The sequence below is a fragment of the Rhodococcus sp. UFZ-B548 genome (assembly GCF_903819475.1).
Lineage (GTDB): Bacteria > Actinomycetota > Actinomycetes > Mycobacteriales > Mycobacteriaceae > Rhodococcus_F > Rhodococcus_F erythropolis.
This window is the reverse complement of sequence record NZ_CAIJDS010000018.1, coordinates 26465-46796: the sequence shown is the minus strand read 5'-3', so window position 1 is coordinate 46796 and position 20332 is coordinate 26465. Positions and strand designations below refer to the sequence as shown.

Annotated in this window: 24 protein-coding genes; 11 read left to right on the top strand and 13 right to left on the bottom strand. The window is 63.4% G+C overall.

Annotated elements, in window-relative coordinates; genetic code table 11:
* Positions 1 to 45: 45 nt before the first annotated feature.
* Positions 46 to 2040 carry an APC family permease gene (locus tag H7C86_RS17090; RefSeq protein ID WP_007732857.1) on the bottom strand — a complete coding sequence of 665 codons (1995 nt, stop codon included), beginning with the start codon at positions 2038 to 2040 and terminating at the stop codon, positions 46 to 48.
* 171 nt (positions 2041 to 2211) lie between these two features.
* Between H7C86_RS17090 and H7C86_RS17085 the strand changes: the two genes are divergently transcribed.
* From H7C86_RS17085 to H7C86_RS17075, 3 genes are all read left to right on the top strand, one after another.
* Entirely contained in the window at positions 2212 to 2877 is a 666-nt protein-coding gene (locus H7C86_RS17085; protein ID WP_019748254.1) for a TrkA family potassium uptake protein, read from the top strand.
* An 86-nt stretch (positions 2878 to 2963) separates the two neighbouring features.
* Positions 2964 to 3626 (top strand): TrkA family potassium uptake protein, encoded by a 663-nt coding sequence (locus H7C86_RS17080; protein WP_003942632.1) that lies wholly within the window; start codon positions 2964 to 2966, stop codon positions 3624 to 3626.
* 33 nt (positions 3627 to 3659) lie between these two features.
* Positions 3660 to 3953 carry a GNAT family N-acetyltransferase gene (locus tag H7C86_RS17075; RefSeq protein ID WP_019748253.1) on the top strand — a complete coding sequence of 98 codons (294 nt, stop codon included), beginning with the start codon at positions 3660 to 3662 and terminating at the stop codon, positions 3951 to 3953.
* Here H7C86_RS17075 and H7C86_RS17070 read toward each other — a convergent pair.
* Together H7C86_RS17070 and H7C86_RS17065 are read right to left on the bottom strand one after the other, a co-directional pair.
* Positions 3946 to 4659, bottom strand: coding sequence for a DUF3159 domain-containing protein (locus tag H7C86_RS17070; protein ID WP_019748252.1), 714 nt, complete (start codon positions 4657 to 4659; stop codon positions 3946 to 3948). The genes H7C86_RS17075 and H7C86_RS17070 overlap by 8 nt on opposite strands.
* 52 nt (positions 4660 to 4711) lie before the next feature.
* The gene (locus H7C86_RS17065) at positions 4712 to 5086 is read right to left on the bottom strand and encodes an OB-fold nucleic acid binding domain-containing protein (protein ID WP_003942613.1); all 375 of its coding nucleotides are present in this window, start codon (positions 5084 to 5086) and stop codon (positions 4712 to 4714) included.
* 138 nt (positions 5087 to 5224) lie between these two features.
* Here H7C86_RS17065 and H7C86_RS17060 point away from each other — a divergent pair, with 138 nt between their 5' ends.
* Positions 5225 to 5950: an alpha/beta fold hydrolase gene (locus H7C86_RS17060; protein ID WP_042951781.1), complete on the top strand. Its 726-nt coding sequence runs from the start codon at positions 5225 to 5227 to the stop codon at positions 5948 to 5950.
* 11 nt (positions 5951 to 5961) lie between these two features.
* Here the strand turns inward: H7C86_RS17060 and H7C86_RS17055 are convergent, their stop codons facing one another.
* Complete coding sequence (locus tag H7C86_RS17055; RefSeq protein WP_080910837.1) at positions 5962 to 6801, bottom strand: DUF3710 domain-containing protein; 840 nt, start codon at positions 6799 to 6801, stop codon at positions 5962 to 5964.
* Between the two features lie 3 nt (positions 6802 to 6804).
* The gene (dut, locus tag H7C86_RS17050; protein ID WP_003942635.1) at positions 6805 to 7299 is read right to left on the bottom strand and encodes a dUTP diphosphatase; all 495 of its coding nucleotides are present in this window, start codon (positions 7297 to 7299) and stop codon (positions 6805 to 6807) included.
* A gap of 41 nt (positions 7300 to 7340) precedes the next feature.
* Here dut and H7C86_RS17045 point away from each other — a divergent pair, with 41 nt between their 5' ends.
* The gene (locus tag H7C86_RS17045; RefSeq protein WP_019748248.1) at positions 7341 to 7838 is read left to right on the top strand and encodes a DUF3093 domain-containing protein; all 498 of its coding nucleotides are present in this window, start codon (positions 7341 to 7343) and stop codon (positions 7836 to 7838) included.
* 80 nt (positions 7839 to 7918) lie between these two features.
* Here H7C86_RS17045 and H7C86_RS17040 read toward each other — a convergent pair whose 3' ends face one another.
* Positions 7919 to 8221 (bottom strand): DUF4193 domain-containing protein, encoded by a 303-nt coding sequence (locus tag H7C86_RS17040; RefSeq protein ID WP_003942593.1) that lies wholly within the window; start codon positions 8219 to 8221, stop codon positions 7919 to 7921.
* Positions 8222 to 8754: 533 nt separating this feature from the next.
* Here H7C86_RS17040 and cei point away from each other — a divergent pair.
* Entirely contained in the window at positions 8755 to 9438 is a 684-nt protein-coding gene (gene cei, locus H7C86_RS17035; protein ID WP_003942618.1) for an envelope integrity protein Cei, read from the top strand.
* A 16-nt stretch (positions 9439 to 9454) separates the two neighbouring features.
* Here the strand turns inward: cei and H7C86_RS17030 are convergent, their stop codons facing one another.
* Positions 9455 to 10333, bottom strand: a complete 879-nt coding sequence (locus tag H7C86_RS17030; RefSeq protein WP_182261900.1) for an inositol monophosphatase family protein — start codon at positions 10331 to 10333, stop codon at positions 9455 to 9457.
* Positions 10334 to 10489: 156 nt separating this feature from the next.
* On the opposite strand from H7C86_RS17030, the gene ppgK reads away from it, so the two are divergent.
* Together ppgK and H7C86_RS17020 are read left to right on the top strand one after the other, a co-directional pair.
* Positions 10490 to 11257: a polyphosphate--glucose phosphotransferase gene (gene ppgK, locus H7C86_RS17025; protein WP_007732834.1), complete on the top strand. Its 768-nt coding sequence runs from the start codon at positions 10490 to 10492 to the stop codon at positions 11255 to 11257.
* Positions 11258 to 11369: 112 nt separating this feature from the next.
* Positions 11370 to 12794 (top strand): RNA polymerase sigma factor, encoded by a 1425-nt coding sequence (locus tag H7C86_RS17020; RefSeq protein WP_370333980.1) that lies wholly within the window; start codon positions 11370 to 11372, stop codon positions 12792 to 12794.
* Positions 12795 to 12862: 68 nt separating this feature from the next.
* On the opposite strand, the gene H7C86_RS17015 is transcribed toward H7C86_RS17020, so the two are convergent.
* From H7C86_RS17015 to H7C86_RS17000, 4 genes are all read right to left on the bottom strand, one after another.
* Positions 12863 to 13672, bottom strand: a complete 810-nt coding sequence (locus tag H7C86_RS17015; protein ID WP_182261899.1) for a tyrosine-protein phosphatase — start codon at positions 13670 to 13672, stop codon at positions 12863 to 12865.
* A 21-nt stretch (positions 13673 to 13693) separates the two neighbouring features.
* Positions 13694 to 14866, bottom strand: a complete 1173-nt coding sequence (locus H7C86_RS17010; RefSeq protein ID WP_003943778.1) for a cation:proton antiporter — start codon at positions 14864 to 14866, stop codon at positions 13694 to 13696.
* Positions 14867 to 14873: 7 nt separating this feature from the next.
* A complete protein-coding gene (locus tag H7C86_RS17005; RefSeq protein WP_021344116.1) occupies positions 14874 to 15356 on the bottom strand; it encodes a cation:proton antiporter regulatory subunit in 483 nt (160 codons plus the stop codon).
* Between the two features lie 86 nt (positions 15357 to 15442).
* Positions 15443 to 15820 (bottom strand): DUF952 domain-containing protein, encoded by a 378-nt coding sequence (locus H7C86_RS17000; protein WP_020969495.1) that lies wholly within the window; start codon positions 15818 to 15820, stop codon positions 15443 to 15445.
* Positions 15821 to 16054: 234 nt separating this feature from the next.
* On the opposite strand from H7C86_RS17000, the gene H7C86_RS16995 reads away from it, so the two are divergent.
* Entirely contained in the window at positions 16055 to 16246 is a 192-nt protein-coding gene (locus tag H7C86_RS16995) for a hypothetical protein (protein ID WP_003942643.1), read from the top strand.
* 133 nt (positions 16247 to 16379) lie between these two features.
* On the opposite strand, the gene H7C86_RS16990 is transcribed toward H7C86_RS16995, so the two are convergent.
* On the bottom strand, positions 16380 to 18158 hold the full coding sequence (locus tag H7C86_RS16990) for a DEAD/DEAH box helicase (protein ID WP_020907558.1): 1779 nt from the start codon (positions 18156 to 18158) through the stop codon (positions 16380 to 16382).
* 256 nt (positions 18159 to 18414) lie between these two features.
* Here H7C86_RS16990 and H7C86_RS16985 point away from each other — a divergent pair, with 256 nt between their 5' ends.
* Complete coding sequence (locus H7C86_RS16985) at positions 18415 to 19662, top strand: YihY/virulence factor BrkB family protein (RefSeq protein ID WP_020907556.1); 1248 nt, start codon at positions 18415 to 18417, stop codon at positions 19660 to 19662.
* On the opposite strand, the gene H7C86_RS16980 is transcribed toward H7C86_RS16985, so the two are convergent.
* Positions 19635 to 19871, bottom strand: coding sequence for a DUF3039 domain-containing protein (locus H7C86_RS16980; protein ID WP_003942602.1), 237 nt, complete (start codon positions 19869 to 19871; stop codon positions 19635 to 19637). The two genes, H7C86_RS16985 and H7C86_RS16980, sit on opposite strands and share 28 nt — an antisense overlap.
* An 83-nt stretch (positions 19872 to 19954) precedes the next feature.
* On the opposite strand from H7C86_RS16980, the gene H7C86_RS16975 reads away from it, so the two are divergent.
* Entirely contained in the window at positions 19955 to 20314 is a 360-nt protein-coding gene (locus H7C86_RS16975) for a DUF3099 domain-containing protein (protein ID WP_182261898.1), read from the top strand.
* Positions 20315 to 20332 lie beyond the last annotated feature (18 nt).

The window sequence follows — 20332 nt, the reverse complement described above, 5'->3', positions numbered from 1 at the left end:
ACTACGCCTGCCATTTCGATGTTGCCGATCATTTTTCGCCGGTGATCATTTCTCGCCGGTGTCGTAACCGCGACGCGTGGCGCCTGCGGTCTTCTCGATGTCCAGCGGCTTTGCCTTTGCCGACGAACTCAGCTGCCACGGAACGCTGGTCACCATCACGCCGGGCTGGAAGAGCAGACGACTCTTCAGACGAAGCGCGCTCTGATTGTGCAGGATCTGCTCCCACCAGTGTCCGACGACGTACTCGGGAATGAAGACGGTGACGACATCACGCGGAGCATCGCGTCGTACACGCTTGACGTAATCGAGAACCGGCTTGGTGATTTCGCGGTACGGCGACTCGATCACCTTGAGCGGAACCGTCACGTCGCTCTTCTCCCACTCACGCACGAGTGCACGGGTGTCGGGCTCGTCGACGTTGACCGTGATGGCTTCGAGGGTGTCAGGTCGCGTGGCTCGCGCGTAGGCGAGAGCTCGCATCGTCGGCATGTGCAACTTCGAGACGAGCACGATCGAGTGCGTGCGGCTGGGAAGTACGCCGTCCCACTCCTGCTCCTCGAGCTCGGCTGCGACGCTGTCGTAGTGCTTGCGGATCATCTTCATCACGATGAAGATCGCGACCATCGCGACGATGGCGATCCAGGCGCCGGCAGCGAACTTGGTGATCAGAACGATGATCAGGACGGTGGCGGTCATTGCGAGACCGATCGAATTGATCACTCGCGAGCGCTGCATCCGGGCCCGCTGTGCCTTGTCGGTCTCGGACTTCAGATGCCGAGTCCAGTGCTTGATCATGCCCGTCTGGCTGAGCACGAACGAGACGAAGACGCCGACGATGTACAGCTGGATGAGCTTGGTGACCTCGGCGCCGAACACCACGACGAATGCGATCGCAGCACCGGAGAGGAAGAGGATTCCGTTGCTGAATGCCAGTCGGTCGCCGCGCGTGTGCAGCTGACGCGGTAGGTACCGGTCCTGCGCCAGGATCGATCCGAGTACCGGGAATCCGTTGAACGCGGTGTTCGCGGCCAGAACCAAGATCAGTGCCGTGACGATCGCCATGAAGAAGAATCCGATCGGGAAACCACTGAACACGGCTTCGGCGATCTGCGCGATCAAGGTCTTCTGGTGGTAACCCTCCGGCGCACCGACCAGCTGTTCCTGCGGATTGTGTGCGTAGACGATGCCGATCTTCTGAGCCAGGATGATGATGCCCATCAACAGGACGATGGCGATCGACCCGAGCAGCAGCAAGGTCGTGGCCGCGTTGCGCGATTTCGGCTTCTGGAACGCCGGTACGCCGTTACTGATGGCCTCGACGCCGGTCAATGCAGCACAGCCCGAGGAGAAGGCACGCGCGATCAGGAACGCGAAGGCAATTCCGTACAGATGCGAATCCTCGGCGTTGAGTGTGAACGACGACGATTCCGCGTGCACGTCTTCACCAAGAACGTAGATCCGGAAGAATCCCCACCCGAGCATCAGGAACATGCCGACGATGAATGCGTAGGTCGGAATTGCGAACGCGGTACCGGATTCACGGATACCGCGAAGGTTGACCGCGGTCAGCAACACGATCGCCGCAACCGCGAACAACACCTTGTGCTGCGCGACGAACGGCAGAGCCGAGCCGATGTTCGACGCCGCCGACGAGATCGACACGGCGACCGTCAGCACGTAGTCGACCATCAGCGCACTACCGACGGTCAGACCGGCGGTCGGGCCGAGGTTGACCGTCGCAACCTCGTAGTCGCCGCCACCGGACGGGTATGCATGGACGTTCTGGCGGTAACTCGCCACCACCACAGCCATGACGATGGCGACGGACAATCCGATCCAGGGTGTGTACGCATACGCGGAAATACCCGCGACGGAGAGAACCAGGAAGATTTCTTCGGGGGCATACGCGACGGACGACATCGCGTCGGACGCGAAGACCGGTAGTGCAATTCGCTTGGGTAGCAGCGTGTGCCCGAGTTTGTCGCTTCGGAACGGCCGACCGAGCAGGAGCCGCTTGGTAGCGGTCGAGAGCTTAGACACGTGCAAAGCGTAAGCCGTCTCGCCCGATTCGGAGTCATCAGAGCCCCAACTTCACCTTTTGTCGTGACACCCGGCACGCAGGCGACCGTTGTACTTGCTCTTCCCGTGAGGGGCTGTACCGTTCGATTCGGCGTGCAATCGCGCCATGAGGGTCCATGAACGGAGTAGGGCGTGTATGTCGTCATCATGGGGTGCGGTCGAGTGGGTTCTTCCCTCGCCGCGTCTCTGACCAGGATCGGACACGAGGTCGCCGTCATCGACCGCGATCAGAGTGCGTTTCTGCGTCTCGATCTCGACTTCCCGGGAACCAAGGTTCTGGGAATGGGGTTCGACCGTGACGTGCTGGTCCGGGCGGGCATCGAGCGGGCCGACGCGTTCGCTGCGGTCTCCTCGGGAGACAACTCCAACATCATCGCGGCGCGAGTCGCACGCGAGACTTTCGGCGTCGAACGCGTCGTCGCGCGTATTTACGACGCCAAGCGTGCCGCTGTTTACGAGCGCCTCGGCATCCCCACCGTCGCGACCGTGCCGTGGTCGACGGATCGCTTCCTGCACACGCTGACCAAGGAAAGTCAGACCGCGAAGTGGCGCGATCCTTCGGGCACTGTTGCGATTACCGAACTTGCCCTGCACGAGGATTGGGCCGGCAAGCCGATCGCACTACTCGAGAGCGCGACCAGTTCGAGAGTCGCCTTCATCATCCGATTCGGAACCGGCGTGCTCCCCGATCGCAAGACCGTCATCCAGGCCGACGACCAGGTCTACATCGCCGCGGTATCGGGAACCGTCGCCGAAGCGATCGCACTGGCCGGCAACCCGCCGCCGAGTGACGACTGACGGAGGCCGCAGATGACTGATCCGAACGCCGCCCCTCACAACAAGCCTGCGACTGTGTTGCACTACAACGTGATTGGAAGTTCTCGATGAAGGTCGCCATCGCCGGAGCCGGCGCCGTAGGCCGCTCCATTGCGCGAGAGCTGATTCGAAGCTCGCACGACGTCATGCTGATCGAGCGCAAACTCGATCACATCGAACCGGAGTCGGTGCCCGAGGCGAAGTGGGTACACGCGGACGCGTGCGAACTCAGCCGCCTCGAGGACGCGTCGATGGAGTCCTACGAGGTCGTGATCGCCGCAACCGGAGACGACAAGGCCAACCTGGTCCTCAGTCTGCTCGCGAAAACCGAGTTCGGCGTTCGCCGAGTTGTCGCCCGCGTCAATGATCCCCGCAACGAATGGCTCTTCGACGAGTCGTGGGGCGTCGACGTCGCCGTCTCGACACCGCGGATGCTCGCTTCGCTCGTCGAAGAAGCCGTCTCCGTCGGTGACCTGGTCAAACTGATGACACTGCGGCAGGGGCAGGCCAATCTCGTCGAGATCACGTTGCCCGACAACACACCTCTTGCCGGAAAAGCCGTCAAGAAGCTCGAACTTCCGCGGGACTGCGCACTGGTCACCATTCTGCGGGGCGGGCGTGTGATCGTCCCGCAGATGGACGATCCCATCGAAGGTGGAGACGAACTCCTGTTCGTCGCGGCCGTCGACGCCGAGGATCAGTTGCGCGTTGCACTCCGCCTGGAGAATTGACCGACGAACACACTGACGACGAAAGGGAATCACATGGCACAAGCACCCGAAAACACCGTAGTCACCGACAATCCAGCCCAGAGCCGGTACGAGATCCATGCAGACGGCGACCTCGCCGGCATCGAGGACTACACCACGTCCGGTGACGTCGTCTCGTTCAACCACACCGAGATCTACCCGGCCTTCGAAGGATTCGGGCTGGCCGCGATTCTGGTCCGCCAGGCTCTGGACGACCTACGCGCCCGTGGCCTCAAGGTTCACCCGGTCTGCCCGTACGTCGTGAAGTTTCTCGACAAGCACCCCGAGTACCAGGACCTGATCAGCTGAGATCGCGGTCTTCGCGCGGCTTCGTCAGATTCACCGAGCCCACCTCTTCGGACCCTGCGTCCGTTGCGGTGGGCTCGCTGCTTTCGGGCTCCACAACCGGTTCCGGCTCGACGATGCGATCGGCCTTCCGCACAGCCCAGACCGTCACGAGCAGCACCAAACCGGTCAATGGCCAACCCATGCCGATACGCGCGACTGCGAGCCATCCGGTGTGGTCGGTGTCGTAGAGCTGTGACTGAACGAGATACCGTGCACCGAAGACCAGCGCCCACGCCGCCGTCGCGATGTCGTAGAGCCGGACGGCGGAGCTGTGCTTGCGCCACAGATTGCCGTGCCCGTTGAGATAACCCCAGATGATTCCGACGAGGGGCCAGCGCACGAGGATGGAAATCAGGAAGACCGCACCGTAGGCGAGGCTCGTGTAGATACCGAAGAGGAAATATCCTTTGGCATCGCCGGTGCGATAGGCGATGAACGCGGAAACTCCGACTCCGAGAAACCCGGAAATTGCGGGTTGGAGGGAATCCTTGCGGAAAAGGCGCCAGGCCGCGATAGCGACAGCGACGCCCAATGCGGCCCAGATTGCCGCGGTGAGGTTCCAGATGCTGTTGACCGGGACAAAAATCAGAATCGGCAAAGACGAATAGATCAGACCACTCAGCCCGCCGAGTTGGTCGATTACCGATCGCTGTTGTGTTTCAGTCACCTGTCGAGGGTGCCACAGTCACCGAGTTGCACGGTAAATGCGGGAAACGCGCCTATTCGCCGCGCAGTTCGTAGTAAGGGTTGAAGATCGCCTTGCGACCGTCACGCTCGCCCACACGACCGCGGATCAGCAGGGTCTTACCGGTCTCGATTCCCGGGATCCGGCGACGCCCGATCCAGACGAGATTGATCACCTCGGTGCCGTCGAAGAACTCGGCCTCGATGCTGGCATTTCCCGACTTGGGACACGCGTCGACGCTGCGGAGTCGGCCCACCATCGTGACTTCTTCACCGCGACGACAATCGCAGGCCTTCTGACCTCCGGAAGCCTTGTTGGACTCGGCCATCTCCTGGGCGTCCAACTGGTCGACGTCCTCGGTCAGACGCTGGGTCAGTCGACGAAAATATCCTGCGGCGGCGGGTGCCATTGCGCGCTCCTGCGAACATGTGTGACGCAAGGGTTTCGCGTCACGTGAAGGGCTGTGTGATCGCCACTGTAGACCCATTACGAGCGTGTAACCACACCGGTCAGTCCGCGTCTCGGGGGCACCGGGCAAGATCAAAAGATGCAGAACTCAGAATCGGCGACCGTTGCCGTCGTTCTCCCAGGTACAGGCTCTGACGCCCACTTCGCAGACCGCGCATTCCGGGCGCCGCTAGCGGCTCTGGGTGTGCGCATCGTCGCAATTGAACCGGACCCTCGGCGTGTCGTGGACGGCTATCTGGACGCGATGGACCGAGCCGCGGACACGCACGGCCGAATCATCGTCGGGGGCGTCTCGATCGGGGCCGCCGTGGCGCTCCAGTGGGCCGCCGAGAACCCCGATAGAACCGTGAGTGTGTTGGCAGCGCTTCCGGCCTGGATCGGGTCGGCGGACGACGCACCCGCTGCAGCGAGCGCGAGGTTCACCGCAGCACAACTGCGCTCCGAAGGATTGGAGGCGGTGATCGCAGCGATGCTCGCGTCGAGTCCGGCGTGGCTCGGAGCCGAACTCGAGCGCTCCTGGCGCTCTCAATGGCCCGATCTCCCGGCCGCGCTCGACGAGGCGGCGTCGTACCACTCGCTCAGCGAGAGCGCGTTACAGGCGGTGGGCATTCCGGTCGGCATCGCTTCGGCGGTGGACGATCCGGTTCATCCCGCGGCAGTGGCGCAGGCCTGGGCGAATGCACTCCCCCGCGGCGCAGTCGCCACGACGACGCTCGACATGATCGGGCGCGACCCCGCGGTTCTCGGGTCCACCTGCATCAAAGCGCTCGCGGCGATCGAATCCGATACCACCGCGAGCGCCTGAAAGAAAACCTGCTACTGACCCAATTGCTGCATGGCAGAACCGGATTCGCCGCTACGCGGCGGCGGGGTCGGTCGCGCTGGAGGTGACGGCGGAGCGGGCGGAGCTGACTGCTGTTGCTGCTGGGCGGCGACTTGTTGCTGCTGCGCTGTTGCCAACTGCTGCTCGTGTGCGGCCGCCAGCTGCTCGGCGAGTACCTGCGGGAGCACGACGGGCAGCGGTGTCCGCACCGGATGCGGCTCTGATCCTCGGTTGACGACGGTGTCGCGCAGGATGTCGCGTGCGATTGCCACCAAAGGGGTGTTCGCGGCGGTGGATCCGCTCGGACCCGCTACCACGCAGCGCACCATCCACCGCGGACCGTCGACGCCGATGAACCGCAGGTCCATGTTGGCCGTCACGGCAGCCAGTTCCCGGCCCCAAGGGCCGTTCTCGACGCTCACCGCAGAATTGTCGTCGCGAAGCGACTGCGCGAGCTCGGCAACGACCTCACGCCACTGACCGGGTGATTTCGGGGCGGCGTATGCAGCAACCGTGATGCGGCCATGTTCGGTGACCAGGTGCACGGCCTGCGGCGAACCGTTGGGTGCCATCTCGACCTGCAACTGTCCGCCGGTCGGCATCGGCACCAGAACGGAACCGAGATCCAGGCGCTGACCGTCACGGCCTGCCGTCGGATCGTCGGAATCGATCTCCGTGATGTCGTAGGGGCCTTCCGATTCGTCACCGAACTCGTCGCCGGCGACGTCGAGATCGTCTTCGACCTCGTCGATCTCCACCGACTCGTCGTTCTCGTCACCGAAGAAGCTGGTGGGTTCCTCGTCGACGTCTGTCTTCTTCTTGCGTCCGAACATGATTCAGACTCCCTCTCCGACGACCGCGCCAGGCGCATCGGTATCGAGTATCGCGTGACCGCCGCTGGAACCGTAGCCTCCGGTTCCTCTGGTCGTGTCGTCCAGCGACTCGACTTCCTCGAAAACCGGAAGTTCGACTCGTTGAACCACGAGCTGAGCGATTCGGTCACCGCGGCGGATGTCGATGGCTGTGGCCGGATCGAGATTGATCAAGCAGACCTTGAGTTCGCCCCGGTATCCCGCGTCCACGGTTCCGGGCGCGTTCACGATCGACAGTCCCGATTTTGCGGCAAGTCCGGAACGCGGATGGATCAACCCGACGGTGCCCACCGGCAAAGCGATCGCGATCCCCGTTCCGACCAGTGTTCGGTGGCCGGGTTCGATGGTGACGTCGCTGGTGGAGCACAGATCCACACCCGCATCTCCGGGATGCGCACGCTGTGGAACGGGCAGGTCTGGATCCAGTCGCTTCAAGGCGATGGAGAGATGGTCGCTCACGTGGGCCAAGACTACTCGTAGCGACGGACTATCCTTGACAGGTGCCCGAAACATCTCGACCTGACGTCGCCACCACAACGCCCCCGTCCACGACGCTGTTCTCCGAGCGCCTGTGGGTGCCGATCTGGTGGTGGATCGCCGGGCTGGCCGTAGCCGGACTCCTCGCGGCCGAGGTCCACATGGGCCGCCCGGGGCTTCTCTCGTACCTGGCGTACGTCGTGCTGCTCCCCATCCCGATCTGGGCGGCATTCTGGCTCAGCCGGATGCGCGTCGAGGTGGTGGAGACAGCAGGGGTGAAAGAACTGCACGTGGGTCGAGCCCACCTGCCGGTCGAACTGATTTCGCGGGCGGCAGCAGTGCCGGCTTCCGCAAAGAGTGCGGCGATGGGGCGCCAACTCGATCCGTCGGCGTTCGTCCAACATCGCCCATGGGTCAAGACAATGGTGTTGATCGTGCTCGACGACCCGGAGGATCCCACGCCGTACTGGCTGGTGAGCACACGTCGTCCCGCTGATCTGCTGGCTGCGCTGGATCGCTGACCAGCGCGGTCACAGCAAAGCAGTACTTCCCGACCCTTGGTCGACCCGCGAGCTGACGGGTCGACCACCGGGAAGGGAGATCAGGCAGCGCAGTCCATGCATACGAGCTGTCCGTTGGCATCACTGGCCAGGCGGCTGCGGTGATGAACCAGGAAGCAGCTCGAACACGTGAACTCGTCTGCCTGCTTCGGAACAACTCGAACCGAGAGTTCCTCGCCGGAAAGGTCGGCACCCGGCAGCTCGAAGGACTCCGCGGTGTCCGTCTCGTCGATGTCGACGACGGCTGACTGCGCTTCGTTGCGTCGCGCCTTCAGCTCCTCGAGAGAGTCCTCCGAAACCTCGTCGGACTCTGTACGCCTCGGTGCGTCGTAGTCAGTTGCCATCTCGTCTACCCCATCCTCTTCGTGTATCCCGGTCCCGTGTGCGCCGAGAATCCGGTAGATCCTTGATGCGCATGGAAACCGCCGTGGCATCCAGATCATTCCCTGTCGCTGCATAACGCTGCAGGACTGGAATTAGTGCCCGGAAGTTCCTTCCGAGAACGTGATCTGCGCCTCATTTGGTTGTCATTTCGGCGTCCGGCCGATGCCCAGTTGAACGACCTGGGCCGCCAGACAGTAGCCGACGTGAGCACGAAAGTAGTAACCGAATCGGAAATTTCCGAAAAATGACTGCGAATTGTCACCAAGGCAAGAGCAAGCTGTGACCTTTCGGCGACATTTTCAGACCGGATCCGGGTAGAAACTGCCCGCTAGTTGCCCAACTACCGTTGGGCGATCGACAACGTGTCGACGCGTCGAGCCGCGCTTCGGCTGTGTCGTCACACAAGCCCTCTAAGGTAGGCACCGAACGTCATGCCGGCGCCGCTCGGCCCGATGGCGAAGTAGAAGTTTCGTCAAGAAAGTCGAGGGATACCGTGGTTTCTCTGATCACCGAAGGCAGCTCTACCGATGACCAGGGACGTCCGTTCCGCCGTCGGCGCGCGTGGCCGGTGATCGCCGTGTTCGCGGTACTCGCATTGATCGGCAGTGTCTTGTGGGTCCGCATCCTGAGCGCCGAGGCAGAAGTCAGTGACACCGTCGCCTGCAACCTCCCGCAGCCTTCCTCCGATCCCTCGGCAGCGGCGCCACTACCGCTGGGAACCGTCGTCGACCGTTCGAAGCTGCTCGACGTGGATCCCGCTCCCCTGGCGGCCACCAAGGTTCGTGTGTTCAACGCCAACGGCGAACACGGTCAGGCCGCCCAGGTGGCAGCGCAACTGAGCGAGTTCGGCTTCTCCAGCGCGCCGGACGTCCAGGTCGGAAACGACCCCGTCTACGTCGACCAGAACATGGAGTGCCAGGGCCAGATCCGCTTCGGAGCGAACGGCCTCGCCGCCGCCAGTTCCGTCTGGCTGGTCGCCCCCTGCGCCGAACTGGTCCAGGACGGCCGCGGCGACGACACCGTCGACCTCGCTCTCGGCACCTACAACAAGGGCGCCCTGACCCCCAACACCGACGCCACTGCGATCCTGCATGCTCTGGCCGAGCAGCCCGCAAACGCCGAAGTCGCTCCGATGGACATCGCACTGCTCAAAGCAGCGCGCACGGCGCGCTGCTGACAAACCCGGTTCGGCCTCAGCTCGGAATCGGCTGATCTGCGCCGATCGAACTGAGCATGTGCGCGAACTGCTCGGCGATCGCCGGAGCCACCGCATAGACGACATCTCCGTCGGCCGAAGTGGAATTGGGCGCCGGGACGTTGATCACGGCGCCCGCTTCGGAAGCGATCAGGGAGCCCGCGGCCCAGTCCCACGGACTCAGCCCGTGCTCGAAGTGAGCGTCGACCCGGCCGGTGGCAACCATGCACAGATCCAAAGCAGCCGAACCTATGCGTCGGATGTCGCGAACCTGCGGCAGGATCTGCCCGATCAAGGTGCCCTGCACCTTTCGGCGATCCGCTCCGTAGCCGAAACCGGTGGCCAACAGAGCCATTGACAGTTCGGTCACCTCATTGGCGTGCAGTTCGCTGACGACGCCGTCGGCCGTGGCCATGGTTGCGCCGCCGCCCCGGTGCGCGGAATACGTTGATTCCAGCGACACGTCGACGACAGCCCCGGCCACTGAGATCCCGTCGATCTGTACGGCCACCGAAATGGCGAACGCGGGGATTCCGTAGAGAAAATTCACCGTGCCGTCGATGGGATCGACAACCCATCGAACTCCCGCGGAATCGTCGGTGTCTCCGCCACCTTCCTCACCCAAGATCGAATCTGCAGGGCGCAATTGCGCCAGAAGGTCGCGAATCACCTGTTCGGTTTCGGTATCGACCACCGTGACGGGATCGGTCGGCGTGCTCTTTGCAGCAACCGAACCACCCTCGGAGGCACCGGAACCCACCAGGCCGAATACCTCGGGCCGACGCACGCGGACGTGTTCGGCTGCGCGTTCGGCGACGGCTACGGCAACTGCCCGCAATTGTGCGGGGTCCAGAGAATCGGCGGAAAAGTCGGGCAACGTTCTTTCTGAAGGGCGCACCGGACCATCGCAACACATCTCTACCGAGGGGCACCACTCGAACGCCTGGAGTCGCACGCGCCCGAGTCCTTGTTCGGGTTAGTGTTTGCAACGGTAGATCGTGACCTCGAATTCGACACTCAGGAGCGCAGGACGATGACAACCACAGGTTTCGGGATCGACGTCGGCGGCAGCGGCGTCAAGGGCGGCACGATCGACCTGAGCACCGGGGAAATGATCGGTGACCGCATCAAGATCCTGACCCCGCAGCCGTCCACTCCCGATGCGATCGCGGGCACTGTGGCCGAGATCGTCGAGCAGGCAAAGTGGACCGGGCCGGTCGGCATCACGTTGCCCGCTGTCGTGACCGGCGGCGTCGCGCGCAGCGCCGCGAACATCGACAAGTCCTGGATCGACACCGACGCGGCCGCGCTCTTCGGCAAGGCCCTGGGCGGGCGCGAAGTCACCGTCCTCAACGACGCCGACGCCGCCGGAATTGCCGAGGACTCGTTCGGAGCGGGCAAGGACACCTCCGGCGTCGTGATCCTCTTGACCTTCGGCACCGGAATCGGATCTGCCGTGTTGCACAACGGAGTTCTGTTGCCCAACACCGAGTTCGGCCACCTCGAGGTCGACGGCAAGGAAGCCGAGCATCGAGCGGCGTCGTCGGTGAAGGAAAAAAAGGACTGGAGCTACAAGGAGTGGGCGGTCGAGGTCTCCCGAGTTCTGACCACCTTCGAGAACCTGCTGTGGCCTGATCTCTTCATCGCCGGAGGCGGAATCAGCCGCAAGCACGAGAAGTGGATTCCGCACCTGACCAACCGCACGAAGGTCGTCCCCGCCACCCTCCTCAACACCGCGGGAATCGCCGGAGCTGCGCTCGCGTCGGTCGGACTGACCAGGCCGGCCCCCGTCGCCGGATGAGAAAACCTGCACGTGAAAAGCGGAAAATCTACCTGTTACGGCCCGCCGTGACGTAAGAGTTTCCTGAGAGTCGTTACAATGGTGAAGTCCGGCTGCGCGCCGGCCAACAACCATTGACCTCTCCGCCGGATCACCACTCTGGCGTGACGCCGCACGACACCGTCACGAAAGGGCGTACGTGGCAGCCACCGATACACGTCAGACTGCTGATTCTCCATCAGAGTCAGAGCCACAATCTCCAGCCGTGGAGGCGGCCACCGTCACCGCTCCGGCAGCCAAGAAGGCTCCGGCGAAAAAGGCTCCCGCCAAGAAGGCAGCAGCAAAGAAGGCTCCGGCCAAGAAAGCTCCGGCCAAGAAGGCAGCAGCTAAGAAGGCCAGCCCCAAGAAGGCCGGCGATCCTGATGCCGAAGACGGCGATGTCGAGTTGGAAGACATCGACATCACGGACGGCGACCTTGCCGAGGTCGAGTCCGATGTCGTCGAGGTCGTAGCAGTCGGCGAAGACGAAGAGACCGCTGCAGAGCCGTCCGAAAAGGACAAGGCTTCCGGCGACTTCGTCTGGGACGAGGAAGAGTCCGAGGCTCTCCGCCAGGCACGCAAGGACGCCGAACTGACGGCGTCCGCCGACTCGGTTCGCGCTTACCTCAAGCAGATCGGCAAGGTCGCACTCCTCAACGCCGAAGAGGAAGTCGAACTGGCCAAGCGCATCGAGGCCGGCCTCTACGCTGTGCAGATCATGCAGGATCTTGCTGACAAGGGCGAGAAGTTGCCTGCAGCTCAGCGACGCGACATGAGCTGGATCTGCCGCGACGGCAACCGCGCCAAGAACCACCTCCTCGAGGCCAACCTTCGCCTGGTCGTCTCGCTGGCCAAGCGCTACACGGGCCGCGGCATGGCGTTCCTGGACCTCATCCAGGAAGGCAACCTCGGTCTGATCCGTGCAGTCGAGAAGTTCGACTACACCAAGGGTTACAAGTTCTCGACCTACGCCACGTGGTGGATCCGTCAGGCCATCACCCGTGCAATGGCCGACCAGGCTCGCACCATCCGCATCCCGGTGCACATGGTCGAGGTCATCAACAAGCTCGGCCGTATCCAGCGTGAGCTGCTCCAGGACCTGGGCCGTGAGCCCACGCCGGAAGAGCTTGCCAAGGAAATGGACATCACGCCGGAGAAGGTGCTGGAAATCCAGCAGTACGCGCGTGAGCCGATCTCTCTCGACCAGACCATCGGCGACGAGGGCGACAGCCAACTCGGTGACTTCATCGAGGACTCCGAAGCTGTTGTCGCAGTCGACGCCGTCTCGTTCACCTTGCTGCAGGATCAGCTGCAGTCGGTACTCGAGACGCTGTCCGAGCGCGAAGCCGGCGTGGTTCGCCTCCGCTTCGGCCTCACCGACGGCCAGCCGAGGACTTTAGACGAAATCGGACAGGTCTACGGCGTCACGCGTGAGCGTATCCGTCAGATCGAATCGAAGACGATGTCGAAGCTGCGCCACCCGTCGCGTTCGCAGGTTCTGCGCGACTACCTCGACTAGTCACACCATCTATACGAAGAAGAGCCGCCTCCGGATTTCCGGAGAGCGGCTCTTCTTCGTTTGCCGCCTCAGGCCAAGAGTGTGTCCCGGAGTTGTGCGATGTCCCCGTCGCTCAACTGCAGGCCGTCCCGGACGTAGTTGTCGAAGTTGCCGTACACCCGATCCACCGTGGCGAAAGACGTGTCCAGCCACGACTGTTCGACGCCGTCGATGAACGCACTCCCGGTGCGAGGTCCGGTGAGGTACTGGTTGCTGAGCATGTAGTCGGCGTTCACGTCGGCGCGGCTCACGCCGAGGAGGGTCAGAAGAACCGCAGTCACCCAGCCGGTACGGTCCTTGCCCGCCGAGCAGTGGTAGAGGACTGCACCCTCGGTGTTCGCGACGTTCACCAGAGCATCGTGGAATGCGCGGCTCGCCCCCGGATCGGTCGCCATCAACGCGTACATCGTGGGCATGTCCACCAGAGCCGGGAGGTTGGCGGGGTTGGTTCCGATGACGTCGAACCAGTTGATTCGTGCCCCGTTCGGAACGCGATCCTGCGAGAGCGTCCGTTCGACGACCGTGCGGAAGTCGTCCACCGATTCCACTCCGCGTTCGCTCAACGACGCGAGATCCGACGGCGTCAGCTTGTCGAGGGCATTCGAGCGAAACACCTTCCCCCACCGAACGGTCCGCCCCTCCTCGGTGACGTAACCGCCGATGTCACGCGCGTTCGACGCACCCTCGAGATGCAGCGATCGGTCTGCGGCAACCTGCGCAGCTGCAGGTCCGGCTTGTTCGAGCGCGGGTATTCCCCCGGCGAGCGCCGGCACCGGACCGCACGAGAGGATCACCGCGCACAGGACTGTCGCGGCGGGACGGGCGATTCTGTTCGACATCCGGACAGAATAGGGCCGCAATCAGGACTTCGTACGAACCTTGATGTACAACGAGGCAACCGGTTCGATAACTCTTGCCGCCACTGGACCGATGACCGCCATCAGGAGCACGTAAGCCGTTGCCAATGCCGCCAGTTCGGCGTCGACCGCACCCGCGGACACCGCCAGCCCGGCGATGATGATGGAGAACTCACCGCGGGCGATCAGGGCGGCACCGGCGCGCGCTTGACCCATTCGCGCGACACCCTGACGTCTGGCCGCCCAGGCGCCGGTGATCAGCTTCGTGATCGCGGTGACGACGGCCAGGATCGCAGCCCACCCGAGGACGGGCGGAATGGAACTGGGATCGGTGTTGAGACCGAAGACCACGAAGAACATTGCAGCGAACAGATCTCGAAGGGGCTCGAGCACGCGACTGGCATTGTGCGCCGTCGACCCCGAGATCGCGATCCCGAGGAGGAACGCGCCCACAGCCGCCGACACCTGCATCGCCGAACTGATGCCGGCAACCAACAGTGCGGCACCGAGCAGCTTGAGCAGGAGCGTCTCGCTGTCGGGACTGTCCAGGAGCGCGGAGACGTACCGCCCGTATCGCAGGGCCACAACAAGAACCACGGTGATGACCAACAACGAGATCCCGACCGCTTCGAGCCCGCCCATGAAGCTGACGCCCGCAAGCATCGCGGTCAGAATCGGCAGATACAGCGCCATCGCCAGGTCTTCGAACACCAGAATCGACAGCACGACCGGTGTTTCGCGGTTACCGAGGCGCCCCAGGTCGCTGAGCACCTTGGCGATGATTCCCGAAGACGAGATGTAGGTGACGCCGGCCATGACCGTCGCCCCCACGACGCCCCAGCCGAGAATCAAGCCGACCACCGCGCCGGGAGTCGCGTTGAGGACGATGTCGACGATGCCCGCTACGCGTGAGCGTTTGAGACCGGTCACGAGCTCGGCCGCGGTGTATTCGAGCCCCAACAGCAACAAGAGCAGGACGATCCCGATCTCACTTGCCAGATGGGAGAACTCGCCGATGTCTCCGAGTTGGATGAAACCGCCCTGTCCGAAGCACAGGCCGCCGATCAGGTAGAACGGGATCGGCGACATCCCCACGCGAGCAGCGAGTCGTCCGAGCAGTCCGAGCGCGAAGAAGACCGCGCCGAGTTCGATCAGTGCGAGGGTGGTTGTGTCCACGCGCCAGTCAGCCGTTGGCCAAGATTTTTGCCGCTGCGGCCAAACCGTCCGGCGTTCCGACTGCTACGAGAAGATCTCCCCCGGTGAAGGTGAAGTCGGGGTTCGGGGACGGGCTGACCTGTCCGGCACGCATGACGGCGACGATGGAGACTCCGGTACGCGTGCGCATGCCGGTGTCCCCGAGGGTCTGCCCGTCGTAGCGCGAACCGTCCTTGATGTAGAGCTGTTTGGTTCGAATGCCCGGAAGGTCACGGTGCTCTTCTTCGAGCTGCGCAACGAGCTGTGGGGCACCCAGGAGATTGCTGAGCGCTGCCGCTTCCTCGGTGGTCAGAGGCAGCGAGGCAGCACACGCGTCAGGGTCGTCTGCCTTGGACACGATGAGGTCGGTATGACCGTCCCGATGGGTGACGACACCCACGCGACGACCGGAAGACAGAACAAAATCCTTGCGCGTCCCGATCCCCGGTAGTGGGGTGACTTCTACGTTCATATACCAACGGTAGCGCCGATCGGCGACCTGCATCGCGTGAGGGCCACAATCCGCCGGGAGCACTTCGCGGCGAGCGAACCGGCGACCTACCGAACCGGCGAAAACACGCCGTTCTCGTCCGGAAGATACTCGACGACAGCGGTGACGGCTGCGACCGGAATCGGGGCGTACAGATGCGGGAATCGCATCGATTCCGGGTCAGAAGGGACGCCCGGTTCGTACTTGACCTGACCACCGAGCAGGGCCGGATCGATGGCGAGAAGGACTATGTCGTCGCGGCCGGCGAAGATCCGATTCGCCGGGAGATGAACTTGCGCCGGAGTCGACATGTGAACAAATCCCTCCGCCTCGAATCCGTCGGGGATACGTTCGCCGTGCTGTTGTGCCCGCGCCCATTCCTCGCGCGTGCACATGTGGAGCAACTCGACGCTCTCGTCGACAAGGGGTTCGCGTCCCGGGTTCATCCGCCCAGAATATCGGGCTGAGGTCGGCGATTCGAATCAGCTGTCAGCGAACAATCTTCACCCGAGAATGCCTGCCCAGCGCATTTCCAGTGAGACACAACACTAAGAAACGCCTTCGGGAACAACCCGTAAACCCCAAACGTCTGTAAGAGTGGATCTACCGCGCCATTCCGACGCGGCGGACCAGGCCCCAGGCACGCGGCCCGAATGCCGCAAAGCCAGTACGGAGGAGTCATGCCCGGAACACTGACCAGCCCACAGTTGACCGCTGCCGACCGGTGCGACCGGTGCGGTGCCGGAGCACGCGTACGCGCCGTGCTTCCCACCGGCGGCGAGCTTCTCTTCTGCGGACACCACGCAACCGAACACGCGGATCGACTTCGCGAGATGAATGCCGTCGTCTCCGAAAGCGAACCCGCAATCTGACCTGTCAGCCGGGGGTGGCCTCTTCACGAGGCGCGCCATGAACGCCAGAACGGGCGATCACATTCACTGTGATCGCCCGTTCTGCCGTTCCGGGGCCGCAAGCACGCGAAGCGTGCGGGACCGGTATCGGCTGCTACCAGCTGCGTAGGATCGCGATGCGCTCGGTCAGCTGATCGACAGTCGCGATGGCCGTCGGCGGGCCTCCGCACACTCGGCGAAGTTCCGCGTGAATGATGCCGTGTGGTTTGCCGGTGCGGTGAACGTTCATCGCCACCAACCCGTTCAGCTCCTTGCGGAGCGCTCCGAGCTGATCTGCCGTGGCCGCTCGATCGGATACCACTGCCGCCGTGGGTTGCGGTGCGGCGGCCTTGGCCGAGTTGGCCTCGACCTGTGTCTGCTGGCGTTGACGCAGCAATGCCCGCATCTGATCGGCGTCGAGTAGGCCTGGCAGACCGAGGTAGTCGGCTTCCTCGTCACTTCCGGCGAATGTCGCGGTACCGAAGGACGATCCGTCGTAGATCACCTGGTCGAGTTCGGCATCGGCGCCCAGGGACGTGAACGCCTTCTCCTCCTCGCCCAGCTCGTCCTTCTGCTTGTTCGCATCGGCGAGCAGGTCGTCTTCGAGGCCGTCCTTCTCACGATGCGGCTTGCCGAGTACGTGGTCACGCTGAGCCTCGAGCTGTGCAGCAAGGTCGAGAAGCACCGGCACCGACGGCAGGAAGACGCTGGCAGTTTCGCCCTTACGACGCGAACGCACGAAGCGCCCGATCGCCTGAGCGAAGTACAGCGGGGTCGACGCGCTGGTCGCGTACACACCGACCGCCAGACGGGGAACGTCGACGCCCTCGGACACCATGCGCACCGCGACCATCCATTTCTGGTCGCTCGCACCGAATTCGGCGATTCGCTTGGACGCGGTGGGGTCGTCGGACAGCACGACGGCCGGCTGTTCGCCGGTGATCGCTGTCAACGCCTTCGCGTACTCGCGGGCCACTGTCTGATCCGTCGCGATGACAAGTCCGCCCGCATCGGGCATACCCGTACTGCGCAGCTGCGCCAAACGGGTGTCTGCTGCTTGCAGCACGGCAGGAATCCAGTCGCCGGCAGGGTCCAAGGCCGTACGCCATGCCCGAGTCGTCTGCTCGGCGCTCAGCGGCTCGCCGAGCCGAGCGGTGAATTCCTCGCCGGCGTTGTTTCGCCACCGCGCCTCGCCCGAGTAGGCGAGAAACACGACGGGGCGAACCACGCCGTCCTTGAGGGCATCCGAATATCCGTAGGAGTGATCGGCTTTCGAGCGGAGCAGACCTTCCTTGTCCGGCTCGTACTCGACAAAAGGAATGGCACTGTCGTCACTGCGGAACGGAGTTCCGGTCAGTGCGAGACGCCTGGTCGCGTCGCCGAACGCCTCACGAATGGCGTCGCCCCAGCTCTTGGCGTCGCCGCCGTGGTGGATCTCGTCGAGGATGACCAGCGTCTTGCGGCCCTCTGTGCGCACACGGTGCTTCGACGGGTGCGAGGCAACCTGGGCGTAGGTCAGCACGACGCCGTGATAGTCACTCGAGGTCTGGCCGGTCGAGTTGGAGAACCGCGAGTCCAATGCCAGGCCGGATCGCTGAGCGGACTCCGCCCACTGGTGCTTGAGGTGCTCGGTCGGCGCCACGACGGTTATCTGGTCGACCGTCCGGTCACGGAGCAATTCCGAAGCTACCCGCAGAGCGAAGGTGGTCTTACCTGCTCCAGGCGTTGCGACCGCCAGAAAGTCACGCGGACTGCTGGAAAGGTACTTGGTCAGTGCACGGCGCTGCCATGCACGAAGGGAACCGGTAGGGGCGCCAGGTTGGGTTCCCGCGGATTGAGCTCCGGCGGGTTCGGGCGAATTGCCGAACTCGGCTGCCACGGTCTCAGACGTCATAGGCCGCGCCTCCACTGGAATCGCACTGTTGTCTCGCGCTCCTCGAATTTTCATCAATGTCCGGCGACGAGCCTAGCCGCCGCCACCGACGAAAGCCGCACTCGAAGCGCGTACTCATGGCCGTTCTCACTCCGGCCGGCGAGGTTTCGCTGTTCTCGCATCCTGCCGACCTGCACGCGAATTGTCTCAGAAATGTGCGACACGTCGGCGCCATGGTTGGGCAACCGGGTGTGTCGTCAGGGATGCTGGAGACATCATGAGTGAAGCGCGAGGCGAGAAGTCGAGCGGAAGTGATCTGCACCACCGCAGATGGCATCCGCTACGCCGCACCGGGCAGTTGATCGGTCGCACACTGAGCAAGGCCTGGGACGATTCCATCTTCGGAAAGGCGGCTACGGCCGCGTTCTGGCAAACGCTGTCACTGGCTCCCCTGCTGCTGGGCCTTCTCGGAATGATCGGCTACATCGGTGGGTGGTTCGGACCCAACACCGTCGAGATCATCGAATCCAAGATCGTCACGTTCAGCGGAACGATCTTCAGCGAAAGCGTCGTCGACCAGATCATCCGCCCGACGGTGACGGACGTCCTTCAGCGCGGACGACCGGAGATCATCTCGGTGGGCTTCCTGCTTTCCCTGTGGGCGGGATCATCGGCGATCAGTACGTTCGTCGACTCGATCGTGGAAGCACACGGTCAGCAGGATGCACGCAATCCCATCTGGCAGCGCATCTTCGCCCTGCTGCTCTACGTGATGTTCCTGGTGATGGCTGTGTTCATCCTGCCGCTGGTAGCTCTCGGGCCGACGCTCGTCGGGCGAGCACTGCCGGCCTCCTGGTACGTGGTCGGATCGAATCTGGTCGACACGTTCTACTACCCCGCTGTCGGTCTACTGGTGATCATCGGCCTCACGACGCTCTACAAAGTCGCTCTACCGAAGTCGCTGCCGTGGCATCGGCTGCTCGCGGGCGCGCTGGTCGCCGGTGTGTTCTTCATGGCCGCCAGTACCGGATTGCGCTGGTACCTGGGATTTGTCACCAGCACCGGCTACACGTACGGCGCACTGGCAACGCCGATCGCATTTCTGCTCTTCACGTTCTTCCTCGGTTTCGCCGTCGTCCTCGGCGCCGAGTTCAACGCGACGGTTCAGGAGTTCTGGCCGGCTCGTGCCACTCGGATGGAGCAGATGCGAGAGTGGCTTGCGGCTCAGAACACCGACGACGAGACCGGTCCGGTCACCAACCTGACCTGGCACCTGGCCACCAGCCCGATCCGCATCTCGGGCGACAAAGCGGATCCGGCCACGGTCCCCTCGTACGGGCGGCCCCGCAGCAGACAAACAGAGTCGCGCCAGAACTCGTGCGCCGACCAAGATCCCTGCGATGAACCGCAGGCAGACGCGAAGAGCCCGGCGGCCGACTGCGTCGAGGCTGTCGATCCGCCGAGCTCCGGAAGTACTCCCGCGCGCGTGACCCGAGGTCAGTCGCCCTTGCGGAGCCCTTCGTAAATCTTCTTGCAGTCCGGGCACACCGGTGATCCCGGCTTGGCGGACTTCGTCACGGGAAACACCTCGCCGCACAGCGCGACGACATGGGTTCCCATGACGGCGCTCTCGGCGATCTTGTTCTTCTTCACGTAGTGGAAGAACTTCGGGGTGTCGTCGTCGGTCGTTTCGTCGGTGGAGACGTCGGGACGTTCCTTGGTTTGAGTGCTCACCCCTCCAATAATGCCGTCTCCGTCACAGCGGTGCGACCCACGGGTCGTGTGCAATTGTCGGCCGAGAGTGGAACAGTGGAGTCATGGCACGAAATGGCGCGTTCGGCAGGTCCGACGAGGCCGGGACTCCCGATAATCCCGTACTGATCACCGAAGCGCAGAAGTCCGTCGAAGAACAGCACAAAGCCCGAGTGCGCAAGTACATGATCATCATGTCCTTCCGGTTCCCGGCGTTGATCCTCGCGGCGATCGCGTACGGCATCTGGGCCAACGCCTGGATCTCGATGCTCATCATCGGTGCATCCATTCCGCTTCCCTGGATCGCCGTCCTGATCGCCAACGACCGACCACCGCGCACCAAGGACGAACCGAGCCGATACGACGGACGAAAGAAGCCCGCAGGCGAGATCGAATCCGCGACGCACCACACCATCGAAGGCTGACAAGTTCCGCCTGCGAGA

Excerpts from the sequence above, each read along its gene's own strand:
- H7C86_RS17080 (WP_003942632.1), top strand. The coding sequence starts at position 2,964 with ATGAAGGTCGCCATCGCCGGAGCCGGCGCCGTAGGCCGCTCCATTGCG.
- H7C86_RS17075 (WP_019748253.1), top strand. The coding sequence starts at position 3,660 with ATGGCACAAGCACCCGAAAACACCGTAGTCACCGACAATCCAGCCCAG.
- H7C86_RS17065 (WP_003942613.1), bottom strand. The coding sequence starts at position 5,086 with ATGGCACCCGCCGCCGCAGGATATTTTCGTCGACTGACCCAGCGTCTG.
- H7C86_RS17060 (WP_042951781.1), top strand. The coding sequence starts at position 5,225 with ATGCAGAACTCAGAATCGGCGACCGTTGCCGTCGTTCTCCCAGGTACA.
- H7C86_RS17055 (WP_080910837.1), bottom strand. The coding sequence starts at position 6,801 with ATGTTCGGACGCAAGAAGAAGACAGACGTCGACGAGGAACCCACCAGC.
- H7C86_RS17040 (WP_003942593.1), bottom strand. The coding sequence starts at position 8,221 with ATGGCAACTGACTACGACGCACCGAGGCGTACAGAGTCCGACGAGGTT.
- ppgK (WP_007732834.1), top strand. The coding sequence starts at position 10,490 with ATGACAACCACAGGTTTCGGGATCGACGTCGGCGGCAGCGGCGTCAAG.
- H7C86_RS17015 (WP_182261899.1), bottom strand. The coding sequence starts at position 13,672 with ATGTCGAACAGAATCGCCCGTCCCGCCGCGACAGTCCTGTGCGCGGTG.
- H7C86_RS17005 (WP_021344116.1), bottom strand. The coding sequence starts at position 15,356 with ATGAACGTAGAAGTCACCCCACTACCGGGGATCGGGACGCGCAAGGAT.
- H7C86_RS17000 (WP_020969495.1), bottom strand. The coding sequence starts at position 15,820 with ATGAACCCGGGACGCGAACCCCTTGTCGACGAGAGCGTCGAGTTGCTC.
- H7C86_RS16995 (WP_003942643.1), top strand. The coding sequence starts at position 16,055 with ATGCCCGGAACACTGACCAGCCCACAGTTGACCGCTGCCGACCGGTGC.
- H7C86_RS16990 (WP_020907558.1), bottom strand. The coding sequence starts at position 18,158 with ATGACGTCTGAGACCGTGGCAGCCGAGTTCGGCAATTCGCCCGAACCC.
- H7C86_RS16985 (WP_020907556.1), top strand. The coding sequence starts at position 18,415 with ATGAGTGAAGCGCGAGGCGAGAAGTCGAGCGGAAGTGATCTGCACCAC.
- H7C86_RS16975 (WP_182261898.1), top strand. The coding sequence starts at position 19,955 with ATGGCACGAAATGGCGCGTTCGGCAGGTCCGACGAGGCCGGGACTCCC.